The organism is Tunicatimonas sp., assembly GCF_049647865.1.
Classification (GTDB): Bacteria; Bacteroidota; Bacteroidia; order Cytophagales; family Cyclobacteriaceae; genus Tunicatimonas.
Genome location: NZ_JBARYM010000720.1, coordinates 18269 through 27613, shown reverse-complemented (window position 1 = coordinate 27613; position 9345 = coordinate 18269). Strand labels below are relative to the sequence as shown.

Annotated in this window: 10 protein-coding genes; 6 read left to right on the top strand and 4 right to left on the bottom strand. The window is 43.7% G+C overall.

The genetic code is table 11. From position 1 onward, the window contains the following. A partial coding sequence (locus WBA23_RS21100) for a hypothetical protein (protein WP_424584262.1) occupies window positions 1-305 on the bottom strand: 305 nt, incomplete at its 3' end. Window positions 306-310: 5 nt separating this feature from the next. After that, window positions 311-883 carry an RNA polymerase sigma factor gene (locus WBA23_RS21095; RefSeq protein WP_424584261.1) on the bottom strand — a complete coding sequence of 191 codons (573 nt, stop codon included), beginning with the start codon at window positions 881-883 and terminating at the stop codon, window positions 311-313. 367 nt (window positions 884-1250) lie between these two features. Here WBA23_RS21095 and WBA23_RS21090 point away from each other — a divergent pair, with 367 nt between their 5' ends. The 5 genes from WBA23_RS21090 (at window position 1251) to WBA23_RS21070 (ending at window position 6067) form a co-directional block, all read left to right on the top strand. Continuing rightward, on the top strand, window positions 1251-1712 hold the full coding sequence (locus tag WBA23_RS21090) for a (2Fe-2S)-binding protein (protein ID WP_424584260.1): 462 nt from the start codon (window positions 1251-1253) through the stop codon (window positions 1710-1712). Between the two features lie 112 nt (window positions 1713-1824). Continuing rightward, window positions 1825-4020, top strand: a complete 2196-nt coding sequence (locus WBA23_RS21085) for a molybdopterin cofactor-binding domain-containing protein (RefSeq protein ID WP_424584259.1) — start codon at window positions 1825-1827, stop codon at window positions 4018-4020. 186 nt (window positions 4021-4206) lie between these two features. Beyond that, window positions 4207-4767: a hypothetical protein gene (locus WBA23_RS21080; RefSeq protein WP_424584258.1), complete on the top strand. Its 561-nt coding sequence runs from the start codon at window positions 4207-4209 to the stop codon at window positions 4765-4767. A 162-nt stretch (window positions 4768-4929) separates the two neighbouring features. Then, on the top strand, window positions 4930-5364 hold the full coding sequence (locus tag WBA23_RS21075; RefSeq protein ID WP_424584257.1) for a hypothetical protein: 435 nt from the start codon (window positions 4930-4932) through the stop codon (window positions 5362-5364). Between the two features lie 115 nt (window positions 5365-5479). Then, window positions 5480-6067 carry a carbonic anhydrase gene (locus tag WBA23_RS21070; RefSeq protein WP_424584256.1) on the top strand — a complete coding sequence of 196 codons (588 nt, stop codon included), beginning with the start codon at window positions 5480-5482 and terminating at the stop codon, window positions 6065-6067. On the opposite strand, the gene WBA23_RS21065 is transcribed toward WBA23_RS21070, so the two are convergent. Then, complete coding sequence (locus tag WBA23_RS21065) at window positions 6039-6821, bottom strand: DUF6090 family protein (protein ID WP_424584255.1); 783 nt, start codon at window positions 6819-6821, stop codon at window positions 6039-6041. The two genes, WBA23_RS21070 and WBA23_RS21065, sit on opposite strands and share 29 nt — an antisense overlap. A gap of 86 nt (window positions 6822-6907) precedes the next feature. Beyond that, on the bottom strand, window positions 6908-7801 hold the full coding sequence (locus tag WBA23_RS21060; protein ID WP_424584254.1) for a LysR substrate-binding domain-containing protein: 894 nt from the start codon (window positions 7799-7801) through the stop codon (window positions 6908-6910). 91 nt (window positions 7802-7892) lie between these two features. On the opposite strand from WBA23_RS21060, the gene WBA23_RS21055 reads away from it, so the two are divergent. Continuing rightward, on the top strand, window positions 7893-9326 hold the full coding sequence (locus WBA23_RS21055) for an NADP-dependent isocitrate dehydrogenase (RefSeq protein ID WP_424584253.1): 1434 nt from the start codon (window positions 7893-7895) through the stop codon (window positions 9324-9326). Window positions 9327-9345: the final 19 nt, after the last annotated feature.

Below are 9345 nucleotides of genomic sequence, written 5' to 3'. Positions count from 1 at the left end.
TAGAGACCGCAGCGCCTGCGCCATTCTTCTTTCAGTCGGTCTTTTTCTGCTTGGTTCAGATTGCTCCAACGGTTTCGGCGATGCTTTTTCCGAGGACGACGAGGCCCTCCGAACTGGAAGCCTCCGAATAGTATCCGGCACAGAATAAATAACCCTAAAGCTTGCCCGTAAGTGATTCGCTTAACATCGAATATATCAGGAAGGATGGCATTCCATAGTATCATTACCCCTCCGGCCAGTGCTCCAATGAGTAGCGGAATAAACAGCAAAAAGAAGAATCCTCGGTAGCGTTTTCTAGGAGTCATAGGTCTTAGTAAGATAGAAATTCATGATACAAGGTTTCCAATCGGCGACGTAAATGTTTTACGGCGTACCCTTTCCTTGAAATAACGGTTTTGAGCTTTTCTCCAGTTTCATCTGCAATTTGCTGCAAGGTTTTATCCTCCAATTCGTTCTCTACAAATACCCGCCGCTGGTTTTCAGGAAGTTCTTCCAAAGCAATAAATAATTCCTGCCAAAAAATTTCTTTGAGATATTCGGTTTCAGGATCGCGATCGTCTGCCAGTAGAATTTCTTGTAGACTAAATTCACCATCCTCTCCGTATTGATAGTCGCCCAGTGAGTCGGGTTTTTTCTTGCGATGTTTGTCCACAATTTTGTTTCGGGCCACCCGGTACAACCATCCGCTAATTTGCTCTACTTCTTCAATATTGATTGAGTGGCTTAACTGATACCATACTTCCTGCAAAATATCTTCCGCATCTTCATCTGAGCCTACTCGGCCCCGAATAAAGCGAAACAGTCGGTTGCCATAGTCTTTCACCACCTGCACTATTTTGGGTGGGGAGGGTTTAGGCACCAGCGTATCGGTAGGATCTTCCATTCTTTAGGTAGACGAATGGAAGTTAAAAATACTTTAGATTGTGCTGGAAAATTTAAGTTGGCTATTATGCTAACTGATTAATTATTGTTTGCCTGCTCTGCAGTGCTCTCTAGACTTGCAACGGAAAGTTTATGCATTTACTACACTTTTTTAGTTTAATCATGGTCTTGTTGCTATTTGAGGTACGTATCTTTGAGTAAAATTTCAGAAAAAATCTGCGCAGAATAACATATAGTCATATCGCATATCAAATGATTTATAATACTCATAATAATTGAAGAAATTCGCTCCGCCAGAGTTCGCAAACTTGCGCTAACTTTGGTAAATTATCCCTCTTTAGCGTAACTATACCTTTAACATACTTCTCATGGCAGCTTTCACTATCAACGTAAATGGGCAGCAGCATCAAGTTGATGTTGACCCAGACACTCCCGTTCTCTGGGTACTTCGCGATAATTTAGATTTGGTAGGTACTAAGTTTGGTTGTGGTATTGCTCAGTGCGGTGCCTGTACTGTACACCTCAACGGAACCGCGGTCCGCTCCTGTTCAGTTCCGGTTAGCAGTGTAGGAGAAGCAAAACTTACTACGGTAGAGGGTTTATCTGAAGATGCTAACCATGCTGTACAGCAAGCTTGGCTAGAGCATGATGTAGCGCAGTGTGGCTATTGCCAATCTGGGCAAATGATGAGTGCCGCTTCTCTGTTGTCCAAAACTCCTAATCCTTCAGATAAAGAGATTGAAGATGCAATGAATGGAAATATTTGTCGCTGCGGTACTTACGTGCGCGTTAAGGCCGCTATCCGCACTGCTTCCGAAAAACTAAGCTGATGCTAATTACAGATTCCATATCAGAGAATTTCAAATTGAAAAACCGCTAACTAAAAACTGCGCTCAATTTGTACTTTTTCAATCTTCCAATACGCAATTCAAAAAAACTATCATGACTTTAATAAAAACGCAGTTCAACCGACGATCTTTTTTGAAAGTATCTTCTGCTACCGGAGGTGGTATAATGATTGGCTTCAATTGGCTGACTTCATGTCAACCCGCTACTGAAGAAGTTGCCGACGTGCCTAAAGAGTGGTTCGATGTAAATGCCTTCATCAAAATTGGCGACAACGGCAACGTAACGATTATGTCACCCAACCCGGAAATTGGTCAGAATGTAAAAACGGCCATGCCCATGATTGTAGCGGAAGAGCTGGACGTAGATTGGAAAGATGTAACAGTTGAGCAAGCTGGTTTAAATACCGAAAAATACACTCGCCAGCTAGCCGGAGGGAGCCAATCTATCCGGCAAGGATGGCAAAGTTTACGAATGGCGGGCGCCTCAGCTCGCCGAGTGCTACTGGAAGCGGCCGCCCAGCAATGGAGCGTACCGGTAGGGGAACTATCGACCGAGAACGGAACCATCTCCCATACTGGTTCGGATAAATCTATTGGTTACGGTGAGATTGCTACCACAGCAGCCAGCTTAGAAGTACCCGAAGAAATAGAACTGAAAGATCCAAAAGATTTTAAGATCATCGGTCGTCCGACCAAGAATGTAGACGGACCGGCGATTGTTGCGGGAAAACCACTATTTGGATTAGACCTAAAGCGGGATGGTATGCTTACCGCTATGATTATTCACCCTCCGGCCTTCGGAATGAAAATTAAAGATTTTGATGCTAGTAAGGCGCTGGCGATGAAGGGCATTAAAGATGTTTTCCGAGTGAAGACTGCTCCATCCGATGAAGGTAAAACTTGGTCAGACATAAATGCCTTTCCCGAGCTTATTGCGGTGATAGGTGAAAGTACTTGGCCGGTAATGAAAGCTAAGAAAACAGTAAAGGTAAACTGGGAGCAGGAAAGTCCGGGTGAGAATTCTCAAGATATTGAAGTGGCTCTCACCGAAGCGATTAACACGAAAGCTAATGAGCCATCCCGTAAAGATGGTAATCCTGATGCGGCGTTTAGCAATGCGGCGAAAGTGGTAGAGCGAACCTATAGTGCGCCGTTCCTACCCCACAACACTATGGAGCCAATGAATTTCTTTGCCCATGTCACTGCCGAAAAAGCTGATTTAGTCGGACCAATTCAGACACCGGAAAATATGCGAAAAAGCGTATCGGACTTACTGGGAATGCCCGAAGAAAAAATTAGTATTGATATGACTCGTATGGGCGGAGGTTTTGGCCGACGGCTCTACGGAAACTTTGGACTAGAAGCCGCCGCCATTTCTCAGAAAGCAGGCGCGCCTATCAAACTAGTGTACAGCCGGGAAGATGATATGACGCAGGGAACCTACCGCCCAGCCTACAAAATCACCTACCGGGCTGCATTGGATAACGACAATAATATGACCGCTTTCCACGTACGGGGAGCGGGTGTCCAGGGGGGACCGGTGTTCGCCAATCGTTACCCAGCGGGTACGGTTGATAACTATTTAGCTGAAAATCACAACGTAGATTCTAATATTTCTACCGGAGCCTGGCGTGCCCCCCGCTCCAATTTTGTGGCGGGCGCTGAGCAATCTTTCCTGGATGAAGTAGCCGAAGTAGCAGGAAAAGACCCCATTGAGTTTCGTCTGGAACTGTTCGACCGAGCTATTAGTAATCCGGTAGGAGAAGATAATGATTATGATGCCGAGCGTTACGCCGGAGTGCTTAAGCTAATAAAAGAAAAGACTCAATGGGGGCAGGATATGCCGGGAGTACATCGTGGAGTATCGGCCTACTATTGCCATAATTCTTATGTAGCTCAGGTGGTAGATATAGTAATGGATAGCGGGCAGCCCAAAGTACAAAAAGTATGGTGCGCCGTAGACTGCGGTATTGTGGTGAACCCCGAAGGTGCGATTAACCAGGTAGAAGGAGGTATTATTGACGGGATTGGTCACGCCCTCTACGGAGCAATTACCTTTACCGACGGTAAGCCCAACCAAAGCAACTACGACAAATATCGTCTTATCCGAAGTAAGGAAGCCCCCGTAGAGATTGAAACCTTTTTCGTAGAAAATGGAGTCGATCCTACCGGCTTAGGGGAGCCTTCGCTACCGCCGGTTATGGGAGCTTTAGCTAATGCGCTGTATAAAGCTACTGGTACTCGACTGTACGAGCAACCTTTTGCTCAGAGGGATATCAAGATGGGGTAGACTAGGCGATACACTCAGTACAGAATAAGCTTTATTCGTAGTGTTTCTATCTTAATCTTCTATTAGGACAAATGCTATTGGGGTGGTCTGAAGTTATGGCATCCGTTTCGTCGGTATAACTTTGTTTTTAGAGCATTTAAGCAGAGTAGAGAAAAAGCTTACTATTATAGTTAACCAACACTTCGCATGAACAGAAATATTGCCATCTTCAGCCTGCTATTCTTTCTAAGTGGATCACTATCTGCTCAGGGTACTGAAGAAGACTTAGACCAAATGCGGAATTGGTTTAGAGAGATCAATGCCAATATCAATCAGTTCAAAATGATTGATTTGTCAAATGTCGCTATCTCTCGAGATACCACCGCCGAGAATTATTCTGTGGAAGGAGCCGAAACGTACCGACCGGCTGCGACCCGAATTACTAAGTTTTTTGATGGAGGTGAGTTGGTGAAGCTAGTCATTACTTTTGATGGCGATCGGGAAGCACTGATTTCGGCGTACTACTTCCGGGCGGGCGATCTCTTTTTTGTGGATAAGACCAAAACCATCTATCATCGGCCGAAGTGGCACAATGAATTTGATGCTTCTGAACTATCTACCACTAGTAATCACTTTTACGTAAAAGACCACAGCCTACTCAAATGGGTAGACTCCAACCTGCTGAGTATCGGAAAATCAAACCCCTACTTCGCTGAACAGGAAAAGACAATTCTCAGTGATGCTCATCTTTACTTAGCTATAAATTAGCGAATTGGGGAGGTTGATGGGTTTAATTTCAAGTAGAATTGAACCTTAAAATGTACGTAGAGTTTTGTAAATTACTACTAAATCTACCTCGCCATAGAATCTACCGTACCCCATATCAGACCTCGATTTAAATTAGAAACCTCGCACTCTAAGGAAGAGGTTATGAATAGAATTACAAATTTACTTGAGAATTCTCCGAGCAATATTAAAGGGTATATTACCAACAATCATGTTACACTAGATATTAGCGGAGCAGATGTCCATTATTGGTCACCTCAGTTGAATTTCAGGGTAGAACCCAACGAAGAGAATCAAAATCATTCGGTGGTATCTGGGTTAATTGGCCCTCGGCCCGCCGTTTGGACGATGTTCATGTTTATTTATGCGGCTATCGGAATGATCGCTCTATTTATCTCGTTCTTCGCTGTCTCAAAACTATTATTAGGAGAGTCATCCAACTTACTATTCGCCTTTCCTATCGCGCTTTTGTTTATGCTAACTGCCTATTTGGTGGGAAAATACGGTGAGAAATTAGCGAAAGATCAAGTTGATCTACTCAAACAGTTTGTGAGAGATGCGGTATACTTTAATAAATAGAAGTGCCGTTAGCATAATCTACCATAAAGAATTATTTCTGCTTGTAAAGACCTTTAGTACATATTTCGTAGTTTACAGAAGAAATAACTATTAACATACTCAACCTTATAAGCTTATGTCAACTACCGTAGTAAACGCTGATGATGCTCTAAAAGAATTAATGGACGGCAACCGCCGCTTTATGGAGGAGCATCAAAAACATCCCCACGAAGACCGACAGTGGCGCTACTCGCTCACCGAGGGCCAAAGCCCCTTTGCCGTAGTGCTCACCTGCTCTGACTCCCGCGTAGCTCCTGAGATCATTTTCGACCAAGGCCTGGGTGATCTCTTCGTAATTCGCGTAGCTGGAAACGTGGCCCGCGAAAAAGTGATTGGTAGCATTGAGTACGCGGTAGCCCACCTTGGGTCTAAACTAGTAGTGGTGATGGGGCACGAAAAGTGTGGCGCAGTAGGAGCCAGCTTAGGCACCGATGAGACTGAGGGCCACATTGGGGCAATTATTCAGGCGATTAAACCCGCGGTATACTTAGCCAAGCAAATGGAAGGTGATTTGCTAACTAACTCTATTCGAAACAACGCGCAGATGGTAGCGGAGCAACTTAGAGAAGCGCACCCTATTTTAATCCGGGAAATAAAAGAAGGTGGGGTAAAAGTTGTATCAACCTACTACAAGATTAGTACTGGTGAGGTAGAATTGCTTTAGGCTGTTCAATGTTTTTCTTTATCGCTTTAGTCAGCTTCCCTTTTACTTCTTTAGTGAAATCAAAATGATTCTTAATCTGTAACTTCGATAGTGTTAAATTCCAGTATTTCGCTTCTATTGCCTTTTTGTAGGAGCTGTTCGCTCGTAATTCGTTCAGATTATATTTTGCAAAAGTACGGCCCGGCGGATCAGTACGGAAGTCTTTGTAGGTAGTAATTGGTTCTATAAGAGCTTTATGATAGACTAATTGAAGGTCTAAGCTCTTCTCGATAACTTTCTGATAGGCATCGGCCGATAGGTCAAAATTCTCAAGCGCGTTTCGAAGGTCTACATCACGTATTAACTGTAGCTTCCCATTAGATCGCATCTCTAATAGCGTAACAAGGCGATCCATAGACCTCAACGTAGGCCACAGAGAGGCAATTGCATTGTCTATACCTGCGATTTCTTCTGGTTGGGGTTCTCTACCATTTAGTACTTCAACTAAAATCTCTATCTGGTAAAGTCGCTCGTTAAGCCAGTCCATTTTTTCTTCCTGCTTACGTACTGCTTCCTCAAAATCACGATGTAAACGGGCTAGATATTGTTCCTCCTCTAAACGGTTTTTGCGTTCCTGGTTCCACCCGTTAATTTGAAGTGCGATTAATATTCCAATTACGACCAGTACGATTTCCCCCAATGCGTAGAGAAAATAGTGACGAACCTCGTTCTGTTTGATAAGTTTTTTACGAATAGTATTGAAGAACTTTGCCATAGCGGGGATAATCTAAAAAAAAAGAATACAAAACAGACCACTTATCTGTCTGTAAGATTTCGTGTTCAGTTGAACTCATCATAAGTCTACTTTTTGAAATTCAAGTACCAGCTAAAACTATCGTGAATGATTTGGTCTTTGTTACTTTGCACGTAGTCGAGGTACGCTTGCGCTACGGGCGATAATTTTTTATTCTTCAGCCAAACTAAGCGCCAAGCTGTGGCAATTGGTAATGATTTTGCCGGAATGATATGCAGCTCTTTACTAGCTAGTTCATTTTTAATACCAATTAACGGAATAATGGAGTAGCCCAAACCAGCAATAACCGCCTGCTTGATGGCCTCATTAGAGGTGAGCTCAAGCCTTTTCCGCTTTTTTCCCGCTCCCAAATATCGATCCATCGCCAAGCGAGTTGCTGATCCAGCCTCCCGAAAGATTAGCGGACGGTCTTTATCAAAATGCTCGGTATTCCCTACCAGGTATAACCGATTCTCCAGTAGCAACTCCTCTTTAATTGTAATATCCTTCGGAACCACCGATACCACCGCAAAATCAACCTCGTTTTTCCTTAGACTGCTTACCACCTGCGTTTTGCTGGTGACGTCCAGTATCAGATCAACCCCAGCATGCTCTTGTAAAAAGCCGCTTAAAAAATAAGGAATAACGTATTTTCCAGTAGAAGCCGCCGAAATCTTCAGTTGTCCGGTGAAAAGCCCTTTGTATTCCTTGGTTTTATACCTAATAGCATCGGCCTCCTTCAGTACATTTTCTGCTAACTCAGCAATAGACTGACCAAAGTCAGTAACGTATAGTTTTTTTCCTACCACTTCGGTGAGCGGAATATCGAACTGAAGCTGAAAATTCTTCAGTTGAATCGACAAAGCGGGTTGAGTCATATGCATTTTTCGGGCGGCCCGAGTAATACTCTGCTGCCGGACTACTTCCAGAAATACCCGTAGCTGATGCAATGTATAATTCATAAAAATAATTTATCTGTTATATAGAAAACATAAATAAAAATATATGAAAAGTTTGTATTTACTTTGCTTCCGAAACAAAAACTAAACTAGTATGCAAAAAATTACGGTTGCTAAAGGCGACGGAATTGGCCCCGAAATTATGAACGCCACGTTATCTATTCTAGAAGCGGCCAAGGCTCGGATAGATTGGGATGAGATTGAGATTGGTGAGAAAGTATATCTAGGCGGAAACACCAGTGGCATTAGTAAATCAGCCTGGGATAGCATCCGGAAAAATAAAGTATTTTTGAAGGCTCCGATCACCACTCCGCAAGGGGGAGGTTACAAAAGCTTGAATGTAACTATGCGAAAAGCACTGGGGCTATTTGCCAACGTGCGCCCTTGCAAAAGCTTTCACCCATTCGTCAGCACTAAGCATCCGAAGATGGATGTAGTGATTGTTCGGGAAAACGAAGAAGACCTTTACGCCGGAATAGAGCATCAGCAAACCGATGAAGTAGTACAGTGCCTGAAACTTATTACCCGCCCCGGCTGCGAGAAAATTGTTCGCTATGCCTTTGAGTACGCTCGCCTCTACAAACGCGAAAAGATAAGCTGCTTTACCAAAGACAATATTATGAAGCATACCGATGGTTTGTTTCATCAGGTGTTCAAAGAAATTGCCCAAGAGTACCCCGAGATAAAATCGGACAACTGGATTGTTGATATCGGAGCGGCTCGGCTGGCAGATACCCCCGAAGATTTTGATGTAATAGTACTGCCTAATCTCTACGGTGATATCGTTTCTGATATCACTGCTCAAATCTCGGGGTCGGTTGGCTTAGCCGGCTCAGCTAATATTGGGGAAAGCTGCGCGATGTTTGAAGCGATTCACGGTTCAGCCCCTACTATTGCCGGACAAAATATTGCGAACCCATCTGGTTTACTTCGGGCTTCGGTCATGATGCTCAACCACATTGGTCAGCAAGATATAGCCGAACTAGTGAAAAATGCTTGGTCATGTACCCTTGAAGAAGGTATTCATACTCCGGATATTTATAAGGAAGGAGTTAGCCAGAAACAAGTAAGTACCACCGAATTTGCCGAATCAGTAATTAATCATTTAGGTAAAAAGCCTAAGAAGCTCCTTTCTGCCGAATACGCTAAAGATGTAAAGATTAACATTCCTACATATGAGCGAAGAAAACCAGCCAATAAAGTACTGAAGGGGGTAGATGTGTTTGTAGATTGGAAAGGTAAAAATCCGGATGAACTAGCTGAGAAGCTAACCAAGCTCAACCGCGATATTAAACTAACCATGATTACCAACCGAGGCGTAAAGGTTTGGCCCGAAGGTTTTGAAGAAACATTCTGCACTGATCATTGGCGCTGCCGCTACGAGGTGGGCAATGGTGATCCGGCAGCTAAAAGTTCTATCCCCGAACTTCTGGGGAATGCCCTACAGGAGGAAATAGACGTTATCAAAACCGAAAATCTATACGAGTTTGATGGCGTACGAGGCTATTCGCTAGGTCAGGGTCAGTAACTAGAGACAGTATCATTTG